Origin of the sequence: Cobetia sp. 2AS (assembly GCF_029846355.1) — a bacterium.
GTDB classification, from domain to species: Bacteria; Pseudomonadota; Gammaproteobacteria; order Pseudomonadales; family Halomonadaceae; genus Cobetia; species Cobetia amphilecti.
Genome location: NZ_JARWKQ010000001.1, coordinates 1,127,988 through 1,149,853 on the forward strand (window position 1 = coordinate 1,127,988; position 21,866 = coordinate 1,149,853).

General features: G+C 62.4%; 19 protein-coding genes. 10 read left to right on the forward strand and 9 right to left on the reverse strand.

Annotated elements, in window-relative coordinates:
- Positions 1 to 36: 36 nt before the first annotated feature.
- The 4 genes from QD356_RS04795 to QD356_RS04810 are packed head-to-tail and all read left to right on the forward strand — an operon-like array spanning position 37 to position 4,914.
- Positions 37 to 1,563: an ABC transporter substrate-binding protein gene (locus tag QD356_RS04795; RefSeq protein ID WP_192838168.1), complete on the forward strand. Its 1,527-nt coding sequence runs from the start codon at positions 37 to 39 to the stop codon at positions 1,561 to 1,563.
- On the forward strand, positions 1,560 to 2,486 hold the full coding sequence (locus tag QD356_RS04800; RefSeq protein WP_054556011.1) for an ABC transporter permease: 927 nt from the start codon (positions 1,560 to 1,562) through the stop codon (positions 2,484 to 2,486). Before QD356_RS04795 ends, QD356_RS04800 begins: the two co-directional genes overlap by 4 nt.
- A complete protein-coding gene (locus tag QD356_RS04805; protein ID WP_225996419.1) occupies positions 2,483 to 3,400 on the forward strand; it encodes an ABC transporter permease subunit in 918 nt (305 codons plus the stop codon). The genes QD356_RS04800 and QD356_RS04805 overlap by 4 nt, the downstream gene beginning before the upstream one ends.
- Positions 3,397 to 4,914, forward strand: a complete 1,518-nt coding sequence (locus tag QD356_RS04810; RefSeq protein WP_225996420.1) for an ATP-binding cassette domain-containing protein — start codon at positions 3,397 to 3,399, stop codon at positions 4,912 to 4,914. Before QD356_RS04805 ends, QD356_RS04810 begins: the two co-directional genes overlap by 4 nt.
- Positions 4,915 to 5,113: 199 nt before the next feature.
- Here QD356_RS04810 and QD356_RS04815 read toward each other — a convergent pair whose 3' ends face one another.
- Both QD356_RS04815 and rhtA read right to left on the reverse strand, forming a co-directional pair.
- A complete protein-coding gene (locus QD356_RS04815) occupies positions 5,114 to 5,653 on the reverse strand; it encodes a TspO/MBR family protein (RefSeq protein WP_225996421.1) in 540 nt (179 codons plus the stop codon).
- Between the two features lie 181 nt (positions 5,654 to 5,834).
- The gene (gene rhtA, locus QD356_RS04820; protein ID WP_192838169.1) at positions 5,835 to 6,728 is read right to left on the reverse strand and encodes a threonine/homoserine exporter RhtA; all 894 of its coding nucleotides are present in this window, start codon (positions 6,726 to 6,728) and stop codon (positions 5,835 to 5,837) included.
- Positions 6,729 to 6,875: 147 nt separating this feature from the next.
- Between rhtA and QD356_RS04825 the strand changes: the two genes are divergently transcribed.
- Together QD356_RS04825 and QD356_RS04830 are read left to right on the forward strand one after the other, a co-directional pair.
- Positions 6,876 to 7,448 (forward strand): XRE family transcriptional regulator, encoded by a 573-nt coding sequence (locus QD356_RS04825; RefSeq protein WP_192838170.1) that lies wholly within the window; start codon positions 6,876 to 6,878, stop codon positions 7,446 to 7,448.
- A gap of 96 nt (positions 7,449 to 7,544) precedes the next feature.
- Positions 7,545 to 8,582 carry a hypothetical protein gene (locus QD356_RS04830; protein ID WP_192838171.1) on the forward strand — a complete coding sequence of 346 codons (1,038 nt, stop codon included), beginning with the start codon at positions 7,545 to 7,547 and terminating at the stop codon, positions 8,580 to 8,582.
- A 307-nt stretch (positions 8,583 to 8,889) separates the two neighbouring features.
- Here the strand turns inward: QD356_RS04830 and QD356_RS04835 are convergent, their stop codons facing one another.
- The 3 genes from QD356_RS04835 to QD356_RS04845 form a co-directional block, all read right to left on the reverse strand.
- Positions 8,890 to 9,405 (reverse strand): DUF3455 domain-containing protein, encoded by a 516-nt coding sequence (locus QD356_RS04835; RefSeq protein WP_054556016.1) that lies wholly within the window; start codon positions 9,403 to 9,405, stop codon positions 8,890 to 8,892.
- 292 nt (positions 9,406 to 9,697) lie between these two features.
- Positions 9,698 to 10,237, reverse strand: coding sequence for a redoxin domain-containing protein (locus tag QD356_RS04840; RefSeq protein ID WP_192838172.1), 540 nt, complete (start codon positions 10,235 to 10,237; stop codon positions 9,698 to 9,700).
- Between the two features lie 237 nt (positions 10,238 to 10,474).
- The gene (locus QD356_RS04845; RefSeq protein ID WP_192838173.1) at positions 10,475 to 11,044 is read right to left on the reverse strand and encodes a manganese efflux pump MntP family protein; all 570 of its coding nucleotides are present in this window, start codon (positions 11,042 to 11,044) and stop codon (positions 10,475 to 10,477) included.
- A gap of 384 nt (positions 11,045 to 11,428) precedes the next feature.
- Between QD356_RS04845 and yghU the strand changes: the two genes are divergently transcribed.
- The gene (gene yghU, locus QD356_RS04850; protein WP_153635652.1) at positions 11,429 to 12,292 is read left to right on the forward strand and encodes a glutathione-dependent disulfide-bond oxidoreductase; all 864 of its coding nucleotides are present in this window, start codon (positions 11,429 to 11,431) and stop codon (positions 12,290 to 12,292) included.
- A gap of 172 nt (positions 12,293 to 12,464) precedes the next feature.
- Here the strand turns inward: yghU and QD356_RS04855 are convergent, their stop codons facing one another.
- Positions 12,465 to 13,499: an alcohol dehydrogenase family protein gene (locus QD356_RS04855; protein ID WP_225996422.1), complete on the reverse strand. Its 1,035-nt coding sequence runs from the start codon at positions 13,497 to 13,499 to the stop codon at positions 12,465 to 12,467.
- A gap of 26 nt (positions 13,500 to 13,525) precedes the next feature.
- Complete coding sequence (locus QD356_RS04860) at positions 13,526 to 14,047, reverse strand: TetR/AcrR family transcriptional regulator (protein ID WP_192838175.1); 522 nt, start codon at positions 14,045 to 14,047, stop codon at positions 13,526 to 13,528.
- A gap of 384 nt (positions 14,048 to 14,431) precedes the next feature.
- Here QD356_RS04860 and QD356_RS04865 point away from each other — a divergent pair, with 384 nt between their 5' ends.
- The 3 genes from QD356_RS04865 (at position 14,432) to QD356_RS04875 (ending at position 19,046) form a co-directional block, all read left to right on the forward strand.
- Entirely contained in the window at positions 14,432 to 16,582 is a 2,151-nt protein-coding gene (locus QD356_RS04865; RefSeq protein ID WP_279876941.1) for a TonB-dependent siderophore receptor, read from the forward strand.
- 500 nt (positions 16,583 to 17,082) lie between these two features.
- Entirely contained in the window at positions 17,083 to 17,976 is an 894-nt protein-coding gene (locus QD356_RS04870) for a LysR family transcriptional regulator (protein ID WP_192838176.1), read from the forward strand.
- A 368-nt stretch (positions 17,977 to 18,344) separates the two neighbouring features.
- A complete protein-coding gene (locus QD356_RS04875) occupies positions 18,345 to 19,046 on the forward strand; it encodes an HD domain-containing phosphohydrolase (protein ID WP_192838177.1) in 702 nt (233 codons plus the stop codon).
- Between the two features lie 106 nt (positions 19,047 to 19,152).
- On the opposite strand, the gene QD356_RS04880 is transcribed toward QD356_RS04875, so the two are convergent.
- Both QD356_RS04880 and putP read right to left on the reverse strand, forming a co-directional pair.
- Positions 19,153 to 20,022 carry a DUF1989 domain-containing protein gene (locus QD356_RS04880; RefSeq protein WP_192838178.1) on the reverse strand — a complete coding sequence of 290 codons (870 nt, stop codon included), beginning with the start codon at positions 20,020 to 20,022 and terminating at the stop codon, positions 19,153 to 19,155.
- A gap of 162 nt (positions 20,023 to 20,184) precedes the next feature.
- Entirely contained in the window at positions 20,185 to 21,669 is a 1,485-nt protein-coding gene (putP, locus tag QD356_RS04885; RefSeq protein ID WP_192838179.1) for a sodium/proline symporter PutP, read from the reverse strand.
- Positions 21,670 to 21,866: the final 197 nt, after the last annotated feature.

The window sequence follows — 21,866 nt, forward strand, 5'->3', positions numbered from 1 at the left end:
CAGCTGGCCGTCGCCAGCGTCGCGCTGAGCCTGGCCATGGTGCAGCCCAGCCATGCGCAAGATGCCTCAGCGGCGCAAGCGTCTGCGGCTGACACACGACGTCTGGAGATTGTCGCACCCTTCGACATCAAGGGGGCGGACCCGCTGCTCAGCGGCATTCTTTTCCAGCGCATGCAGATCGTCGAGACACTGGTCGAGGTGGATGCCACGGGAGAGCTGCAGCCGGGATTGGCGACCGATTGGGAGGTCTCGGATGACGGCCTGGAGTGGCGCTTCACGCTCCGCTCCGGCGTGCAGTTCCATGATGGCAGCCAGCTGGATGCCGAGGTGGCGCGTCAGGTGCTCGAGATCGCACGTGCCAAGCCGGGCCTTCTGAAGTCGGTGCCGGTCGAGCGGATCGTCGCCGAAGATGCCCAGACGCTGGTGATTGCCCTCAGCGAGCCCTTCGCGGCATTGCCCGCCTATCTGGCCGATTATCGCCAGCAGATACTCGCGCCGGCAGCCTTCGATGAGACGGGCACCGCCCAGCAGGTCATCGGCACAGGCCCCTATCGCATGCTGCGCATGACGCCGCCCTTGAGCCTGGAAGTCACCGCCTTCGAGGACTACTGGGGCCCGCAGCCCGAGGTGCGCCAGGCGCGCTATCAGGCGGTGAGCCGCGCCGAGGGCAGGGCATTGATCGCCGAGAGCGGAGATGCCGACTTCACCTACGGGCTGGACCCCGCCAGTCGCCAGCGTCTCTCCCAGTCGCCGCGTGTGACTCTGGCGGCGGCCGCGACGCCGCGCACGATGCTGTTGAAGGTCAACGCCAATCATCCGGCCTTTCAGGACCCCGCTGTACGGCGTGCATTGAGTCTGGCGATCGATCGTACCGCCATCGCGCAGGTCGTGCTGCGCTATCCGCGTGGCGCCAGCCAGCTGTTCCCGCCGATGGTGGAAGGCTGGCATGACCCCGCACTGCCCGAGCTGCATCAGGATGTCGCCGAGGCGCGTGCATTGCTGGACGCCGCAGGTTGGACCGTCGGCGAGGAGGGCATCCGCCACAAGGATGGCCAGCGTCTCGCGATCAGCCTGATCACCTTCTCGGACCGCCCGGAGCTGCCGCTGGTCGCCACGGTGCTGGAGCGCCAGTTCCACGCCATCGGTATCCAGACGCGTCTGGATATCACCAACTTCTCGGCGATTCCGGCCGGCCATCATGACGGCAGCCTCGACATGGCGCTGTTCGCACGCAATCTGGCCATGGTGCCGGACCCCATCGGCAACGTGCTGAGCGATTACGCGGGAACCCCCGAGTCCCCCGGTGGCGACTGGGGCGCGATGGGCTGGTTCGATGCGGACTTCACCGCCGAGCTTGAGCGCATGGCGCGCGAGGGCTATGGGCCCACGCCGGCAGGGCAGGACCCGCGCGCCCAGGCCAGCGGCGTGATCCAGCGGGCGCTGCCCGTGATCCCCATCGCCTGGTACTACCAGAACCTGGCGATCTCCAATCGACTGCAAAGCGCTCAGGTAGACCCCTGGGAGCGTAGTTTCGGCCTTTCAGAATTGCGGTGGGCACAATGAATCTCCCTTCACGTCTGTTGCAGCTATTGATGGTGGTGCTGATGGTTGGCGGCGCCAGCTATCTGATGATGCAGAGTCTGCCCGGCGATGCCGCCTGGCGTATCGCGGCCGGCCGCTATGGCTATGATGCGCTGGATGCGGCCGCTGCGGCCTCGGTACGCGCCGAACTGGGCCTCGAGGCACAGGGCGGCTTGCACTTCCTTTACTGGCTGGGCGATATCCTGCGCCTGGAGCTTGGCACCTCGCTGATTTCCGGTGAATCGGTGTGGGTTGAGATTCGTCATCAGCTGGGCAACTCCCTGTCGCTCGCCGGCGCGGCGCTGGGCATCTCGCTGCTGATCGGCCCGCCGCTGGGGCTGCTGGCTGGTCTGCGTGCCGGTGGCTGGCTGGACCGTAGCCTGCTGGCCGTCTGCAGTCTGCTGCGTGCCACGCCGCAGTTCCTGCTGGCGCTGGTGCTGATCCTGCTGATCTCGGTGGAGATGGGCCTGCTACCGGCCGCCGGCCACGGTGAGCCGCAGCACTTCATTCTGCCGGCGATGACGCTGGCGCTCGGGCTGGCAGCGGTATCGGCACGCCTGGCACGTGATGCCATGGCCGCCGTCACCCAGACGGCCTTCCATGATTTCGCACGCTGGAAGGGCCTCAGCAACGCCCAGACCTTCTGGCGTCACGGCCTGCGCCATGTGGCCTTGCCGCTGGTGACCTACCTGGGGCTGCAGTTCGTGACCCTGGTGGAAGGGGTGGTGGTGATCGAGAGCATCTTCGGCTGGCCGGGCATCGGCCATGCGCTGGTGCACGCCATCTTCTCGCGCGATGTGCCGATGGTGCAGGGCACCGCCCTGGTGCTGGGCGTCGGCTTTGTCTTGATCAATCTGCTGGTCGATCTGCTGGGTCGCCAACTGGACCCACGGGGTGTGAAATGAATCAGGTGGTGGAAGGGCTTGCGCCGCAGCGCGTGGAAGCCGTGCGTCGTCCCCGTCTTGACTGGCCGTTGCGCCGCGTGATCGGGGCCGCGATGGTCGCCAGTCTGGTGCTGCTGGCCTTGCTGGGCAATCTGGTGATACCGGGAGACCCGTTGGAGCAGCATCTCTATCGTGCGCTGCAGGGCGCAGATGCCGTTGGTTTCTCTGACGCCGGCGAGGTGATCACCAGCGCCCCGCTGGGCTATGACCACCTTGGGCGCTCCCTGTATCACCGCCTGGTGGCGGCGCTTGGGCTGTCGCTTTCCATTGCCGCGGGGGCGGTGATTCTGGCCGCATTTTCGGGCATCTCGCTGGGCCTGCTGGCGGCGGGGCGCGGTGGCTGGGCCGAGCGCCTGTTGAGCCTGGTGGCAGACAGCCTGCTGGCATTGCCGGGGCTGCTGCTGGTGCTGATGGTCAGCGTCATTCTGCCGTCGACGCCGCTGGCATTGTGGTTGGGTCTGTCGCTGGTGCTGTGGGTGGAATTCTTCCGCCTGGCACGCGCCACCGGTCGCAGCGTGCTGGCGAGTCCCGGTGTGGAGGCCAGCCGTCTGTTGGGCTTCGGGGCCTGGTACCGTTTTCGTCATCACCTGTGGCCGGAAATGGCGCCCGTGATGATGACGGCGATGGCCTTCGGCATGGCCAACGCCCTGATGGCGATTGCCGCGCTGGGCTTCGTGCACGTCGGCATTCCGGAGCCCACGCCAGAGCTGGGCACCATGATGGTCGAGCTGTTGCCGTACTGGCGTGAAGCACCGTTCGCGCTGCTGACGCCGGTGCTGGTCACCTTCCTGCTGTTGCTTGGGCTGTTGCTGATGTCCGGTAGCAAGGCCAGAACGTCAACCGCCGCGGACACCCTCGAAGGAGCGCGCCCATGAATGTCGCGACAATGACTACGCCTGCCTCTCACACGCGGCATGGGGCAACGGCGGATGATGTGGTGCTAAGTGCCGAGGATGTGAGCGTGCGGGTCCGGGGCGCGCAGACGGCGCTGCTGGAGCCTGTCTCGCTTGCGCTCAAGGCGGGCGAGCCGCTGGTGGTGATCGGTGAGACGGGGTCCGGCAAGAGTCTGCTGGCTCAGGCACTGCTGGGCACGCTGCCCCGGGAGCTTGTGGCCTCCGGCAGCCTGTGGCTCGGCGGCGAGCAATATCCTCTGCACACGCCAGAGAATCGTCGCCCGCTCTGGGGTCGCCGCCTGGCGGTATTGCCCCAGGAGCCCTGGCTGGCGCTGGACCCGTTGATGAAGGTGATTCGTCAGGTCGGAGAGGCATATCGACTGGTCGCGGGGCGTTCGGCACAGGCCTCCCACGCGGCCGCGCGCAGTGATCTGGAGCAGCTGGGGGTCGCCGCGGCCAGCGAGCAGTTGCCGGGCAAGTTGTCCGGTGGCATGGCGCAACGTGTGGCCTTTGCCGCTGCCCGCGCCGGCGGCGCACCGCTGTTGATCGCTGACGAGCCGACCAAGGGGCTGGACGCTGCCCGCGTCAGCGAGATCGGCGAGCTGCTGCTCAAGTCACTGGCCGAGACACCGCGTGCCGGCTTGATGGTCATCACCCATGACATGGCGCTGGCGCACCAGATCGGCGGCCGCCTGATGGTGGTACGCAGGGGCCAGGTGATCGAGCAGGGCGCGACGCGTGACGTGCTGGCCGCGCCGACACATGCCTATACCCGACGCCTGGTGAATGCCGCGCCGCAGGCCTGGCCGGCGGCCGCCTTCAAGCCGGTAGCCGACAGTGCAAGCCGTGATGGCAAGGCGGCAGGCGAGACCATCATCCGCGCCGAGAATCTGACCATCGCGCGCGGGGACACCACATTGCTGCGTGACGTGGAACTCAGCGTGAAGGGCGGTGAGATCATCGGCGTCCAGGGCGCTTCAGGCTGTGGCAAGTCATCGCTGGGCGATGCGCTGCTCGGCCTGTTGCCACCGCATTCAGGACGCGTTGTCCAGCATGCCGAACGCCTGGAGTATCAGAAGCTCTATCAGGACCCCGTGGCGACCTTCCCGCCACGCCGGACACTGGGGCGCCTGTTGAAGGATCTCAGCGCACGCCATCGTCTCGACGACAGCCAGCTGCCGCAGCTGATGGAGCAACTGAGCCTGGCGCCGGAATTGCTCTCGCGTCTGCCGGGACAGGTCTCGGGTGGCGAGCTGCAGCGTTTCGCGCTGTTGCGTCTGATGCTGATCAAGCCGCGCTTCGTGTTCGCCGATGAGCCGACCTCACGCCTCGACCCGCTGGTCCAGCAGGAGGTGATCGCCTGCATGGTGAAGATGGTGCGCGAGCAGGGCACGGCGCTGGTTCTGGTCAGTCATGATGCGGCGTTGCTGCGCAAGGTCGCGGATCGCGTGCTGGTAGTAGAGGAAGGTCGCTTGAAGGCGCGTCAGGCGATCTGATCGCTCACCAGTTCCGCACAGCGGCATCAGTGGAACGTGAATAGTCGCACCAGCAAGACGACACTTGATACGACAACGCCCGGCCGAGACTCTGCAGGAGTCTCGGCCGGGCGTTGTCGTTTGGTGTCCGCGAGGGATGTTCTGGCGTCGGGGCCCGAGTGCTGGCCGCTCATCTGCCGTCAGGTCGATCGTTGCCGGTTTACCCGCCCAGCAGGGCCGGATTGGCTTGCCAGACGGACCAGGTCAGCGCACTGGCCAGCGTCACCCACGCCAGATAGGGCAGCATCAACAGCCCGGCCAGGCGACTGATACGCCAGAAGGCGACCAGGGTGACGGCGATCAGCGCCCACAGCACCAGCACGTCGATGAATGCCGCCTGACCGAGATGCCAGGCGAAGAACAGCCAGCTCCACAGGCCGTTGACGACCAGCTGCACCACGAACAGCCCAAGCGCCAGATGATGGCGCCAACGGAAGCCATTGCTGGCATGCAAGCCATCGCGCGCGACACGCCAGGCGGCGAGCGCCATCATCACGAACAGCGCCGTCCACACCGGCCCGAAGGCACCCGCCGGCGGGGCCCAGGCCGGTTGGGTGAGGCTTGCATAGAAAGTCTTGGCGTCAACCGAGGCCAGCGCGCCGATGGCGGCAGTGAGGAAGCTCAGCCCGAACCACACCACCATTTGGGCGGTGGAGCGCGCAGCGGAGGGTGAGGAAGACGCGGAACGTGGTGATGTCATCTGGCGGTCTCCTGTCTCGAAAAGCGTGATAGAGGAAGACACGATATCCCACGCTGCGTCTTGATTCACCGTCCCGTTCTTCCTGAAAGGTGCACCGGAACGGTTCAGCTGAGAGGTACGTCTGCACGGTTCAGCTGAACGGAACATCTGAACGGCTCAGCTGCAGACGGCAGCGCCATCCTCAATCCGGCACCGGTCCATCGAAGACTTCCTTGCTGCGACCGGTCAGCGTCGTGCCCACCGAGGCGGTGATGACCAGACCGATGGCGAGCCACTGGAAGATGCCCAGCGTCTGACCGAGGAACAACAGGCCGGAGAGCGCCCCGATGGCGGGTTCCAGGCTCATCAGGGTGCCGAAGGTGTGGGTCGGCAGGCGCGGCAAGGCCACCATCTCGAGGGTGTAGGGCAGCGCGGTCGAGAGCACCGCGACGGCCAGTGCCAACGGCAGGATATCGACCGAAAACATGGCGCTGCCGGCCTCCATCAGCCCGACGGGCGCGACGACCACCGCCGCGATCGTGATGCCCAGCGCCGCGCTCTGGGTGCCATTGCCTGCGCCGGCCTTCTGGCCGAACAGGATATACAGCGCCCAGCAGAGGCCAGCGCCGAGGGCGAAGGCGGCACCGACGGGGTCGATCGGCGCGGCGGTGTCCTCACCCAGCAACAGCAGCAGTACCAGCCCGGTGATCGCCAGCGCCACCCAGCCAAGGTCGATCCAGCGGCGCGAGCTCAGCAGCGCCACGGCCAGCGGGCCGGTGAATTCCAGTGCCACGGCGATGCCCAGCGGTACCGTCTTGAGGGCCTGGTAGAACAGCAGGTTCATCACGCCCAGCGCCACGCCGTAGATGGTGATGGACTTCCAGGCCTTGCGCGTCACCGGCTTGCGCCACGGGCGCAGAATGGCCAGCAGCAGAATCGAGGCGATGATCAGACGAATCGCTGTCGCGCCCGCCGCGCCGATCATCGGGAACAGGGAAGTGGCCAGCGAAGCACCGCTCTGGATCGAGCACATGGCGACCAGCAGCATGGCGACGGGCCACAGACGAGAAGAGGAGGCGGCGACGGCAACGGACATTGAAGTCTCCTTGAGCGATCCAGTGGATGACGGGCATGGTCAGTCAAGAACACATGCGGCATGATTCAGGGACATTGAGGTAGCAAGGAAAGGGAGCTTGAGGCCAGTAAGATGCCGGCTTCCCTCATCGTCAGCGGGATTGTACGGATGCGCACTATATTGCACAACAGTAAAGATCGACCCGATGTTCTGGTCCATGTCGCGGCCAATGTTCGCCGTCTGCGTCTGGCCGCCGAGCTGAGCCAGCAGGCACTCGCGGATCAGGCCGAAATCAGTCGCCGCATGCTGGTGAACATCGAGAAGGGCGACGTCAATGTCAGCCTCGGCACGCTCGACAAGCTCGCCGAGGCGCTTGGGGTGCTCTTCTACGCGCTGGTCCAGCCCCCGGAAAGCGAAGACTCGGCACGCATCAATGAGGTGGCATGGGTCGGGCAGGCGCCCGAAAGCCGCGCGGTGCTGCTGGCCAGCAAACCGGCGACCCAGGAAGTCGAGTTATGGGACTGGACTCTTGCCCCCGGCGAGCACTATGACTCCGCGCCCGATGATGCCGGTTGGCACGAGATGCTGGTGGTCACGCAAGGCGAGCTGACCCTCACGCTGGAACACGAGGAAATCGTCATTCACGCCGGGGATTTCCATGTCTATCCCAGTGATCAGGCCTACCGCTACCACAACACGGGCACCGGGATGCTGCGCTTCATTCGCAATGTACTGCACTGATGGTGATTGTGGTTCAAGGTCTTCAAGTGGTTAGCACGAACTCAATCCCGCATGGCCTGTCCCACTGTCATGACGTTTCATTTCAAGGAGCCATGCATGGCGAAGGTACGTATCACGCAACAGGGCACGATCCATTGTTTTCCGGCCGGCTTGAAGGATGAGGAGGGAAAGCTGGTGAACGCCGAGATTTCCGCCGTGGCCTATGACGGCGAGCGTCTGTTGATGGCGAGTGACAAGCCGATTCCGGGCGAGGGACGCTCGGCGGTCTTCTCCTTGCCTCTGGATTCGCAAGGGCCCGATGACAGTCAGCTTGAGTATCTGACCACGCCGCTTATCCGTCAGGCGGTCAAATATGAAGACTTCGCGTTGACCACCGATGGCCGTCACATGTTGGCGACCACCGGGTTTGATCGCATCGACAGCGAGAGCCATGCCCTGAATGCCTACAACCACCTGTTGATCTGGCCGCTGGGCGAGCCGGACAAGGTGCAGGTGGTCGACCCGGACCCGCGTGACGGGGTCGAGGGCTCACTGGAATTCCGTCAGAAGCTGGAAGCGGCCATTGGCCAGCCGTACTACAAGATCGAAGGTCTGGCGGTCGTGCCGAGTGACAAGGGTGATGGGCTGATCCTGTTCGGGGTGCGCGAACAAGGCAACTCGCATGATGACTTCGCGTACGTGCGTCGCGTCATCGGGGCGCGCTATGCCATGACTGACAGCGACAATATCGAGTTCATCGAGGACCTTCACGACGTCTATGCCTTTGACCCCGCCGAATATGAGGGCGTGAATCACGAGTGTGGTCTTTCGAGCCTGGAATATGATCCCTATCACGCACGTCTCTATCTGGTGACCAGCTTCGAGACCGAGCAGGGCAGTGAAGAGGTGATCGGGGGCTATCTGTGGGTGCTGTCGCTTTCGGACTTCCATGCAGGCAAGCCCCCTACGTTGGTGACGCATGAGGATGGTCGCGTGCTGGAGTTCGAGCACAAGGCGGAAGGGCTTGCGGTACTGGATCGCGAACGGCTGTTCGTGGTCTATGACAATGATCGCAATCATGAGCTGGGTAGCGTGGATGAACGCGATGAGCGCCACTCCTGTGAAGCGCCTTATACGATGCTGGCACTGGTCTGACGGCAGCTCGCTGGATTAGAGATCGGTTCACAGGCCGGGGAAACAAACTCACGGCTTTTGCACCGAAATGGGGGGCTGACTGTCTTCGTGATGGCCTCCCTGATCTTCTCTGTTAGCACTTCTGTTATCGCCAGCGCGTTGCTGATTGAGCTCCATTATGAATCATCATTTCCCCGCCGGGATTGATGACGACAAAGCCCCGACATGCCTGTGCATGTCGGGGCTTTTCATGATCGCACCTTCCCTGTGTCAATGCGCTTTGTCACACGACATCGAGTGGTGAATCCATTCTATTCAAGGCTTGAGATTACATGGCCTTGTAGAACAGATAATCGGCCTGGTACATCACGATTTCGACCTTGTCCTTGTGGGCTTCATCACAGGCCATGTCAGGTGCGGCACCGCCCTGGGTATTGAGGCGCTGAACATAGGTGACGCCCTGCATATGCCCTTCACCTTCGGCCGGATTGGCCTCGACCAGCTGCAGCGGAATATTGCCCTTGCCGTTGGGCTCAACCGCCAGCTGTGTGCCGGTGATCTTGGAGCCATCCATGGATTCCCAGGTGGCGGGCGGACCATAGTATTTGCCGACCTGCTTGCCATCGGCATCATTCAGAGCGGCATCCGGACCCTTGAAGACCCAGCCCATGGTGCCATCGTCCTTGGCTTCGCAGGCCCATTTGATCTTGCCGACACCGACGGTTTCCATGGCGACTTCATTGCCTTTTGGCACCGTGACGCTCTCGGGAACCTCCATGGCTTGAGCCAGCGGGCTCAATGCGAGGGCAGCGAAAATACCAGAGATACAGGCGATTGTTTTCATCTTGACGACTCCGTAGACAGATAAGGTTCAGCTAGCGGTTGCAGGTGTGTCGTTGTCTCCCTTGCACTGTTCATAACGCTGGCCTTTCTCGTCTGGATGTCACGGGATCAGATTTTTTTCGTGGTTTTTTCGTGGCCTGTTTTCAGCGCCTATCAGCGGCGTCATGAAAAGAGACCAAAAGCGCAAAGCGGGCGAGGTGAAGGCCAGGTGGCAAGCAACAGGCCCAGATACACAGACGCCCCGCAGCACGAGGCTGCGGGGCGTCTGTGTGACGGCGTGAACCCTGAAGGATTCAGTCGTAATCGCGGGTGCCGCGAATCGGGTAGTCGTTATCCGGCTTGCGGATGAACTCGATGCCACCCATGAGGGTATCCAGATCAGGGCGCACGAAGGGCGCGTTGGCGATCTCCTGAATCTGGATCTTGCCTTCGCCATTGACGATGAAGAAGGCAGGCTCCGGGAAGTCGTGATCGGTTTCCTTTGCGCTGCGCGGCGTCGAGATGAATAGTCCCAGCGATTGCATCTGTTCGAGGGTCAGCCCATACGCGAGCGGGAAGTTGACCTCCAGCGACTCGCGATGCTGCGTGAGCTGCTGCTCATCATCGGCAGACACGGCGACCAGATCGACGCCCTGGGCGCTGAAGCGCTCGCGATAGCTCTCCAGCTTGTTGAGAAACTTGGTGCAGATCGGGCAATGCTTGCCGCGATAGACCACGACCAGCTGCCAGTCATGCTCGCCCTGGGGCTTGCCGAGGGTCAGTGCCTCACCGTCGCTGCGTTTGACCTGGATGGCCGGGAATTCACTGCCTGGATGAAGCTTGCGTGTATACATGCAATCTGGCTCCCTTTGGAAGATCACGGCGTTGACTTTCATGTCACAGCTGATCAGGCGGCGGATATCACGTGTCTGGATATCAAGCGCCTTGAATGACCAGCGACAGGATACGCCATGTGTCCCCCTTGAATGACGCCATTGTCAGGGTTTTCAAGGGCCCCTTGGCGCAACACGAGGGTGCGTCCGTCGCCAGGGGCCGCCACGGGGCCGTTCGGGGCGCTTTTCAGCAGAGGATCAACCCAGGTAGCCGGTGTGATCCAGCAGGATGGTCGTGCCGATGCCGATCAGCACCAGGCCACCGATGATTTCCGCGCGCTTGCCGACCATCTTGCCCAGCACGCCGCCCAGCATCACGCCGGTGGTGGCCATCACGAAGGTGGCGGTACCGATCGCCAGCGCAGTGGTGACGATGTTCACGCCCGCAAAGGCAAGCCCGGCACCCACGGCCATGGCATCGATACTGGTGGACAGCCCGGTCAACATCAGTCGGGGCAACGACTGCGGCGTGGTGCAGTCCTCGTCTTCCTCGTCCTTGGAAAGCCCCTCATGAATCATGTGCAGACCGAGCAGCAGCAGCAGGGCGAAGGCGATCCAGTGGTCCCACTGTTCGACATGGACGGCCAGTGAGCGACCGATCAGCCAGCCGATCACGGGCGTGATGGCTTCGATGACCCCGAAGATGAGGCCGATGCGCAGGGCGTCTTTCAGAGAGGGACGACGTATGGCGGCTCCCTTGCACAGGGCTGCAGCAAAGGCGTCGCAGGACATGGAGAAGGCGAGCAGAAATGTCGGTAGCAGAGGCATGAGTCAGGATGTTCCAGGCCGGTTGCGAGTCAATAACAGAAAGACACCACCGGCCGGAAGCGTCTGACTGTCATTGGTCTCGCCGAACCTCGTCCTGACTGATCACGGGCATGATCGGATAGGTGGGTCCTCGGTGCCACGGCAATGCCTGCCGACCATGTTGACATCCGAGACTCTCGTTGGGTGACGAGAGCGGGCTACTCCCCAAAAACTGGTGGCATACTAGCAACAAAATCTTGTCATTTCATCCCCTTGTGTCACGAGCGCTTGACCTTCATAACTTGTCTACCGAGTCAGAGCGGCACCACGCCGACGTGTCTGACGTCACCGAAGTCTTGAAGCGTCAGTCTTGAAGCTTCAACAGGATGCCAAGGAGTCAAGGGTATGAGCGACAGTTATCAGCCACCCAAGGTCTGGACATGGGAAAGCGAGAGTGGCGGCAAGTTCGCCAGTACCAATCGGCCGATCGCGGGCCCGACGCATGACAAGGAGCTGCCGGTCGGCGAGCATCCCTTCCAGCTCTACTCCATGGCGACACCCAACGGCGTGAAGGCCACCATCATGTTCGAGGAGCTGCTGGCGCTCGGGCATAGCGGCGCCGAATACGATGCCTGGCCGATCCGTATCGGCGAGGGCGATCAGTTCGGCAGTGATTTCGTCGCGATCAATCCCAATTCCAAGATCCCCGCGCTGATGGACAGAAGCGGCGAGACGCCGATTCGCGTGTTCGAATCCGGCTCCATCCTGCTGCATCTGGCCGAGAAGTTTGGCGCCTTGATCCCCAAGGACCCCGCCAAGCGTGTCGAAGTCATGAACTGGCTGTTCTGGCAGATGGGCTCTGCGCCTTACCTGGGCGGTGGTTTTGGCCACTTCTATGCCTACGCCCCGGAGAAGCTCGAGTACCCGATCAACCGCTTCGCGATGGAGACCAAGCGTCAACTGGACGTGCTGGATCGTCAGCTGGCCGACAATGCCTACATCGCCGGTGACGAATACAGCATCGCGGATATCGCCATCTATGCCTGGTATGGCGCACTTGTCGAAGGCAAGCTCTATGATGCCGCCGAGTTCCTTTCCGTGCAGGACTACACGCACGTGCAGCGCTGGGCCAAGTCGATTGCCGAACGCCCGGCGGTCAAGCGGGGTCGCATGGTCAATCGTTTCTGGGGAGAGCCGCAGGAGCAGTTGATCGAGCGCCACTCGGCGAGCGACTTCGAGACCAACACCGAAGACAAGCGTAGCGACTGATTATCGCGATACGTTCGTCAGACAGAGGTCGTCTGGCAGTGACCGTCAAGCAATGACCGTCAAGCAATGCCCGTCGAGTAATAGCTGCCGAGCAATGAGCGTTCAGTCACAACAAGGGCTACCCATCGGGTAGCCCTTTTGCATTCTGGCCAGTCGCGCGGGCAGGGCGCTTTCAGTCCTGACGGACCTTGAGCACGACCTTGCCCACGTGACCTTTCTGCTGGAAGACCTCCTGGGCGGTGGCTATCTCGGCTAGCGCGAAGGTGTCAGCGACCAGCGGCTTGATGTTGCCTTGCTCGATATGGCGCACGAGATTGGGGAAGACCTCCGGTTCCAGCACCGTGCAGCCGAAGAAGCTCAAGTCCTTCAGGTACAGCGTGCGCAGGTCGAGTTCCACCATCTCGCCACCGATGGCGCCCGCGACGGCGTAGCGCCCCTTGTAGCCCAGGATATCCAGCAGTTGCGGCCATTGCGGGCCGCCCACCAGATCGATGACCACCTCGACACTCTGGCCGTTGAGCGCCGCGTCGAGTGGCTGATCGCGCAGCACGATGTCATCGGCTCCGAGATCGCGCAGGGCATCGGCCTTGGCCGCGCTGGTCACGGCGATCACATGGGCACCACGGGCCTTGGCGAGCTGGACGGCCGCGGAGCCGACCCCACCGGAGGCGCCGGTGATCAACACGCGCTCGCCCTTGGCAAGCTGTGCGCGAGTCAGCATGTTCTCGGCGGTGGAGTAGGAGCAGGGGAAGGAGGCGAGTTCCACATCGCTGAGTGAGCTCTCGACGCGCAGGGCATGGCGCGCCGCTACCCGGGTGTATTCGGCAAAGCCGCCATCGCATTCGGCGCCGATATACCAGGCGGACTCCAGCGTCTGGCCGTCGTGCTCCCTCAGGCAGGGCTCGATCAGCACACGCTCGCCGAGGCGCGCCTGGCTGACGTCTGAGCCGACCGCGACGATCTCGCCGCAGATATCGGCCCCCTGGATGCGCGGGAAATGGATCGGCTGCCCGGACCAGCTGGCATCCTCGGCCTCGCCATCGCCCTTGGAGTACCAGGCCAGCCGCGTGTTGAGGTCGGTATTGTTGACGCCAGCCGCGCCGACCCGCACCAGCACGTCACGCGGGCCGGGTGTCGGGCGAGGAATGTCGTCACGCACTTCCAGCATTTCCGGGCCGCCATGGCCGGTCAGGTAGACGCCGTGCATGCTGTCTTTGCTTGTGGCAAGTGAGCTCATCGGTGGGGTGCTCCCAACAGGGTCAGTGTGGTGGAAAGTGCGGCCTCGATGGCCTTCTCGCCCAGCACCAGCCAGGCGGAGGAGGCGCCTTCATGGATCAGGAACAGCTCGGTGGCGAGGTCCTCGCGGCGGCTGCGTTGGCCGAGCCACTCGAGAATCTCGTGCTTGTGGCGATCGACGGCCTCGCGCACCTGAAGGTTATCGGGAAAGGCCGCCAGGGCATTGACCGACATGCAGCCGTTGGGTGCCTCGAACGCCATCCAGTGACCCAACCGCTGGTAGAGGTGACTGAGCGCCGCAGCGCCATCCTCGGGCACTCCCTCTTCGAGGAAGGCCATATAGCGCTCGTGGCGATGCTGAAGCGCACCGATCACCATGCTCTCCTTGGAGGGGAAGTGGCGATAGAGGGTGCGCAGACTCACGTCTGACGCTGCCTTGAGCTCGGCAACACTCGGTTCTGCGAAGCCGCGCTGGCTGAAGAGCGTCTCCAGGCGGGCGGCGATATCGTGCTGGATCATGTCGGTGCCATGGTCGAATCAACGAGGGAGAGTGTTCGTTCTACCTGTGCAGGGTAGAGCGCCCATTCTCCCTGTGTCAATGCAGCGTTTCCCAAGCCTTGTGTCGTTGCTCCCACGTTCTGACGTCGCGCATTGCGCGTGTGTCGGTTCGATGTCAGTACAATTACGCAAATAGAAGTTTGCTGAGCGTTAAATAAGGCAAAGCTCAGGTCATTCCGCGGAAAAATCACGCACTTTTCGTTGCGGTAGCATTTGATAAAGATTAGCATTCGCGACTCATTTACTGGCGCGGGGGGCGTCAGTCATGGCCACTTTCTGCTCATCGAGCAGATGAAAGGTGTGGTTCAGCAGGACGCTGTCGCATCGCGTACAAAGGGTTTTCAGGTGCCAAATCATTCTCGGGATAGCGCTGCAAGCACGAACAAGGGACATTTCTCCTGCCTGATCTTCAGCCTGATGGCATTGCCGGGCACTTCGCTGGCGGCAGAGGGCACCACCTCAAGCGAGTCGCCAGTCGCGAATTCGGTGATCGTGGTGACCGGAGAGCGTGAAGGCGAAGTGGTGCCGGGCAGCTACCGCGCCGAGGCCTCGAGCCTGGCCAACAAGCAATCGGTGGACTTCCTCGAGCAGGCGCGCACCATCAATGTCGTGACCCAGCAGGTCATGCATGATTTCAATCTGGATGATCTGGAAGAGGCGCTGCAGCCGGTCGCGGGTATTCAGTTGGGCAACACCCTCGGGGGCACCGAAGACGGCTTCGTCAAGCGGGGCTTCGGCAGCAACAGCGATGGTTCGATGCTGATCGATGGCATCCGGCAGCCACGCCGTACCTACACCACGGCGACCGTGGACCGCGTCGAGGTGCTCAAGGGACCGTCATCGCTCTTCCAGGGCCAGCAGAACCCCGGCGGCGTGATCAACATGGTCACCAAGCGTCCGCAGTACGAGACGCACACTGAGATCAGTGGCGAAGTCAGCTCCTTCGGTGGTGGCAATACCACCCTGGACACCACCGGCCCCATCGAGGATACCGGCCTGGCCTATCGCTTCATCCTCTCCCATGAGGATGAGGACTCCTGGCGTGAGTACGGCAATGATCGTCGCACCACCATCGCCCCGTCACTGCGTTGGGAAGGCGAGCACAGCAGTGCCCAGATCAGCTACGAGTACCAGGACTACGAGCTGGATATCGATCGTGGCACCGTCTTCTATAACGGCAGCGCCGCCAACGTCACGCGTGGCACGCGTTTCGATGAGTCCTGGAACCGCGTCTATGGCCATGACGAGTCCGTCAATGCCTGGTGGAAGCAGGAAGTCACCGACAACTGGGACATGAAGCTGACCTACGGCTGGACGCGTCGCCAGTACAGCGATGCACGCGCCAATGTCACCGACGTCAGCGACAGCGGCGATGTGACCGTGCGCGCCGAAGAGAACCAGGGCTATGATCGCAGCGAGCACTACACGGCGCTGGACGCCATGGGCGATGTCGAGATCGCGGGCCAGCGTCACCAGCTGGTCATCGGGGCGGACTACGAGACCACTCGCGACTATCTGGATGAGCGCTATTTCGGCGATTCCGTCACGGTCTCCACCGTCACTGACGTGAACCACGGCCAGCTGGCCCAGGTGTCCTCCGACGACATCAACACCTCGCGCAGCAATCGTCTCGACGAGACCCAGGCCATCGGGGTCTATGTCAGTGACCGCTGGTATCTGACCGACAAGTGGATTCTGGGCCTTGGCGGGCGCTACACCTGGTTCGATCAGCAGAGCGGGCAGGGCGAGGACTTCGTGTCTGACCCCGACTACAGCGACGACCTGTTCCTGCCCTCCGCGAATCTGCTCTATCGCATCGACGATGCGAGCTCCGCCTACATCAGCTACAGCGAATCCTTCGTGCCGAACGGCAGCGACAGTGACAGCGGCGAGAGCCTCGACCCCGAGCTTGGCAAGGGCTACGAGATCGGCTACAAGCGTCAGTGGAATCCGCGTCTGGCGACCTCCGTGGCGCTCTACCAGATCCGCAAGGAAAACGTCGCAGTCACTGACAATGGTGTGACTCGCACCATCGGTGAAGCCGGCTCGCAAGGCCTGGAATTCAGCCTCGAAGGGGCCCTGACGGATCGCACTTCCTTGCTGTTCAGCTATGCCTACACCGATACCGAAGTGCTGGAGGATACCGAAGGCACCGAGGGCAACCGTCTGCCGAATGCGGCGCTCAACGCGGCCAGCCTCTATCTGGCACATGATCTGGCGATCGATCCGTCCTACGGCGAGTGGCGTGTCGGCGGTGGCGTGCGCTATGTCGGCGAGCGTGAAGGCGATGACGACAACAGCTTCTCGATGGATGCCTACACCGTGGCAGATGCCTTCGTCGGCTGGCGTCATGACTTCTTCGGCCCGGACACCGAATTCAAGTTGAATGCAAAGAACCTGTTCGATACTGGCTACTACTACGGCAGTGGCGGCGATACCCGCGTGCTGGTGGGTGACCCGATGGAAATCACCTTGTCAGCCAGCGTCGGCTGGTAATGTGGCTCCCTCTGGCAGGCTGACTCGCCAGGGGCGGCTAGATGCCAGGATAGCCACGGCATATAGACAGTCACGGCATCCAGACAGGCAAGACGGACGATATAAGCCAGTTTCGGAAGTCGGGTGATCTGGTGACCTGATCATAGACTGGTGATCTGGTCATAAGCTGGTGATCTGGTCATAAGCTGGTGATCTGGTCATAAGTTGGTGATTTAGAAATAGACTGGTGATCTGGAAATAAAAAGGGGCGCTCATCAGCGCCCCTTTTTGTATACGTTATCTATCGGCAAGGATCCCTGTGCGCCATCTGTTGTCGGGAAGGCCTTGTGATGGAAGCCTGCGCTGCCGCTGAAGACGTCGATGCGGCTGGTAGACTGCTGGCATGATGCTCTGTCACTGACTGTCTTCGATTGCGTGTCTGCGGTCGAGTATCTTCGATTGAGTGTCTTGGCGTGCCTGCCTCTGTGTTCCCTCTCGACATCACACCTCTGGAGAGCCCCATGCTCGAGTCGCTTCCTCTGGCCGATATTCGTGCCTTCGTCATGACGGCGGATCATGGCAGCTTCACCCGCGCCGCCGAGCAGTTGGGCGTGTCGCGGTCGCAGGTCTCCAAACAGGTGACTGCGCTTGAACAGGCACTGGGCGTGTCGCTGATGCAGCGCTCGACACGCTCGTTGCGACTCACCGAGAGCGGTCATCTGCTGCATGCCCAGTGTCGTAGTGCGTTGGGCGACATCACCCAGATCGTCACGCTGGTACGTGAGGAGCGCAATGCCATGCGCGGGAGGCTGCGCATCAACAGCGTCGGCGGGCCGATCGGCGAGCGGCTGCTGGCACCCGCCGTGCACGCCTTCATGCAGACATGGCCGCAAGTGCAGGTGGAGCTGGATTTCAGCAGTCATCGCGTGAACCTGATTCGTGATGATTTCGATATCGCCCTGCGCATGGGCGCCCTCGAGGATGCCGACTTTATCGCGCGTCCGCTGATGACATTGCCCTACGTGGTGGTGGCCAGCCCCGACTATCTCGCTCGCCATGGCGCGCCAGACACGCCCGGCGAGCTGGTGGATCACCGCTGCCTGGTCGGCTCGGTCTCGCGCTGGTCCTTCACCGCGCGCGGGGCAGAGACTCGCGAATTGCAGGTGGACGTCGGTGGCCAGCTTGAATGCCGCAACGGGCATGTACTGGTCAGTGGCGCCATCGCCGGCAATGGCATCATTCGCGTGCCTAGGCTCTACTGTGAATCAGCCATCGCGCGAGGGGAGCTGCAGGAGTTGCTGAGTGACTGGCAGCCGGCGGATGTGCCGTTGTCATTGATCTATCATCGTGAGCGCCATCGCCCGCTACGCACGGTGCGCTTGATCGAGCATCTGCTGGAATGGTTCGCGAGATGATATGCGCGCGTCTCTGAGCGCGGAATGCATCATTGTTGCAATACGAATAAGGTAAAGATTTGATGAAGGAACATTGAGATACGTCATTATTATCGCCTAATATTCACCAGGTACCTTTTATCACGTGCTTTCTATCAAGAGCTTTCTATCAAGTCCTTTTTAGCAAGTGCAGGGTCTTGGAAGAGCTGGTCTTCAAAAACGGATATGAAGGTCCGAGCTTGCGAGACGGATGTGAAACACAAATCTAAAAATACGAACGAGAAATAGGCGTTCGTCATTCCGGGCTGATGCGACCCTATCTGGCGCATCGATCATGAGCCCCCTGATGACTCACGACCCTTGATAGGCAGATTGAACAGGGAGGCTCCATGGAAGATGCCCCGCGCGCGATGCGATTCGCGCATGCCGGTGATGCCCCCTTGCCGGATTACCTCTTCAAGCCGCCCCCCGGGGCGAAGACGCTCGAACCCGGAGTTCTGGCCCTGGCGCGCCTCCTTCATCGTCATCATGGCGATACCCTGGCGCATTCCTGGCGGGTGGCGGGGCTGACGGTATTTCTCTACGCAAGGCTGTTGCCGTCCGGTCAGCGCAAGGTGCCACTGCATGACCTGCATAGCGCGGCCCTGCTGCATGATATCGGCAAGGTCGGCATCTCGACGGAGCTTCTGAATGCCCCGCGTGCGCTCAGTGATGAGGAGCGTGTCACGATGCGCGATCATGCCAGTCACGGCGGGCGCCTGTTGTTTACGCTGCGCGGCCCCCTGAGAGCGCTCGCCAGCCTTGTGGCGATCACCCACCACGAGGGCTGGAATGGCCAAGGCTATCCTGCCGGGTCCGCCGGGGGTGCCTTGCCACTGCATTGTCAGGTGGCCGCGATGATGGATGTCTTCGATGCCCTGGCCTCGCCGCGCGCCTACAAGCCGGGCTGGTCGCTGAAGCGTCTGGTCGGATTGTTCAGCGAGGAATCCGGCAAGCAGTTTGATCCTCGCTTGATTGCCCGCATGGCGCCGCTCTGGACATCGCTGCACGCCGAACATCGCCGTTTGTTTGAGCAGACAAGCCAAGGGTGAGGCGGCGATGTCCGCACAAAAGGCAAAGCCCCCTGTCGAGAGTCTCGGCAGGGGGCTTTGTTGCATCAGTACCCGCTAAAGGCGATCAGCGTGTCAAAAAGCCGCATCAGCAGCAGCGTTCACGCTTGATGGCGGTCCAATCGGTGGTGGGGTGCTGGCGGCCGTGGTTGCCGGCGTAAGCCGCGACCTTGGGCGACTCCCAGCCTGCGAGAACATCGGCTTCCAGTCGATAGATCTCGACACCGAGCGGGTTGCAGGTCTCGAGCGGGTCGCGCGCATCAGGGCCCCACAGGTCCACTGACAGATCGCCACCCGGGCAGCAGGACATCGCGCACAGCAGGTCCGTCTCGGCGAAGAACTCCAGGTAATCGCCCTTGCGTGCCGGGCAGGCCTTCATGAAGTACTTGTCGTCATTGTTGAGGCCGGTGCACTGGAAGATGTTGAGCACATCGTGGATATCGAATTCGGTCAGGCCCCAGGGCTCCACTGCGCGCACCAGGTTGGAGTGACAGTGGTGATCGAAGTCCTCGCCGGTCAGCAGGCGATTGACGTAGGGGTCGCAGCGCGTGCCCAGCAAGTCATGCACGCGACCGCCTTCTGCATCGACGCCATAGTCGGCGAGGGTGTCATCGATGATGGTCGCCATCGGGCGCAGGTAGGGCAGTGTGGACCACAGGCGATCATAGGTGCTGACATGCGCGCGCTGCAGCTGGCGGGTGCGAGACGCCCACATGCGCTCACGCGGGTTGTGCAGGTTCCACATATTGAAATCGCCGACCTGTGAACCCTCGGTGATCTTGATGCGCAGCACGTGGCCCGCCGGCACTTCCCACGCCAGGCCATCGCGCAGCGGCACGGTATGGGTCGCGACCAGGGTGCGCTCGGCCTTGCCTTCGGTGAGGCTGTCGTAGAAGTCGCGATCGACGTCCAGAATCGAACCCTTGCTGGCTTGATAGGCGGCAGGTACATCCCTCATGACAGAACTCCTCGTAAATCGAAATTGGATCTGATGACCAGGCCGGACTGCCTGGAATTCGCTGCCCGGCCGGGGCTTTCGTGCACTGCCGGCAAGTGTCATGGCCGGCAGTGGCGGTATCTGCAGGGCACAGGGAGAAATTCTTGGTCCCCCTGCGCGGGGTCATGCCTGTTCGCGGCGCCAGTGCTTCATCAGACGGTCGAAGCAGGCGCTGGCGGCAGGTTCTGCGTTCATGCGGCTGACGAGGACGACGGCGATCAGGGCGAACAGGAAACCGGGTACGACCTCGAACATGTCGAATATCTCCAGCGGGCCGCCGCTCAGCGGCTTCCAGATCGCGACGGTAAGGGCACCGACCAGCAGGCCGGCGATGGCGCCATTGCGGGTCATGCCACGCCAGAACAGTGACAGCAGGATGACGGGACCGAAGGCGGCGCCGAAGCCACCCCAGGCGTAGGACACCAGGCCGAGGATGCTGCTGTCACGCTCGCTGCCCATCACGGTGGCGAGCAGTGCGATGCCGATCACGCTGGCACGGCTCAGCCAGACCAGCTCTTTCTGCGTCGCCTTGGGGCGAATCAGGCCACGGTAGATGTCTTCGGCGATGGCGCTGGAGCAGACCAGCAGCTGGGAATCGACGGTGCTCATGATCGCGGCCAGGACGCCGGCCAGAATGAAGCCTGCCACCCAGGGGTTGAGCATGATCTGGCTCAGGGAGATGAAGACACGTTCGCTGTCCGTGAGACCGCCACCCAGCTCACCGCCGAACCAGTAGTAACCCAGCACGCCCACTGATACCGCAGCCGCCATGGTGATGGCGGACCACAGCAGGGCGATACGCCGCGACACCTTGATATCTTCGCGCTTGCGAACGGCCATGAAGCGCACCACGACGTGTGGCTGGCCACAGTAGCCGATCGCCCAGCCGGCCAGCGACAGCATGCCCAGGAAGGTCACGCCTTCCATCAGGCCACCGATGGGGGCGACATCCTGCGCCGCTGCCGGGGCAGCTGCGCCATCGCCGAACAGCGCCACTGCCGTCATGGCAGCCACGGCACACAGCGAGGCGGCCATCATCAGGCCCTGGATGAGGTCGGTCCATGAGGCGGCGAGGAAGCCACCGAGGAAGGTATAGCCGACGATGACCAGCGCGCCCAACCACAGTGCGACACGGTAATCGATGTCGAAGAGACCTTCGAACAGCACGGCACCACCGACCAGACCCGCCGAGACATAGAAGGTGAAGAACACCAGCATGACCACGGAAGACAGGGTACGCAGTACGCGTGAGCGGTCTTCGAAACGCGCTTCCAGATAGTCCGGCACTGTCAGCGCATTGCCGGCCGCTTCGGTGAACACGCGCAGTCGCTCGGCGACCAGGGTCCAGTTCAGGTAGACGCCGACCAGGGTCCAGACCGCGATCCAGGCTTGCGAGAGGCCACCACTGAAGATGGCGCCGGGCAGGCCCATCAGGGCCCAGCCGCTGAGATCGGAAGCGCCGGCACTCAAGGCCGCGACGCTTGGCGGCAAGCCGCGTCCCCCGAGTATGTAATCCGACAGATTGTGGGTGATGCGATAGAAGTAGATGCCGATGCCCAGCATCAGCAGCAGATAGAGCCCGAACGACAGCAGGACAGGTAAGTTCATCCTAGGAGACCTCATGGTGACGCCGAGGCGTCTTGTTATTGTTCACCAGTGGTGTCGTGTTGCAGCAGGCTTGCGCGGAACAAGCAGCGGGGAGCTGGCAATATCACTGACACCTTCACCTTAGCCATGAGGTAGATTGCAGAAAACTGACCATTTTTCGTTTAACCTATGACTCAATATCATGGGTTGCCGTCATA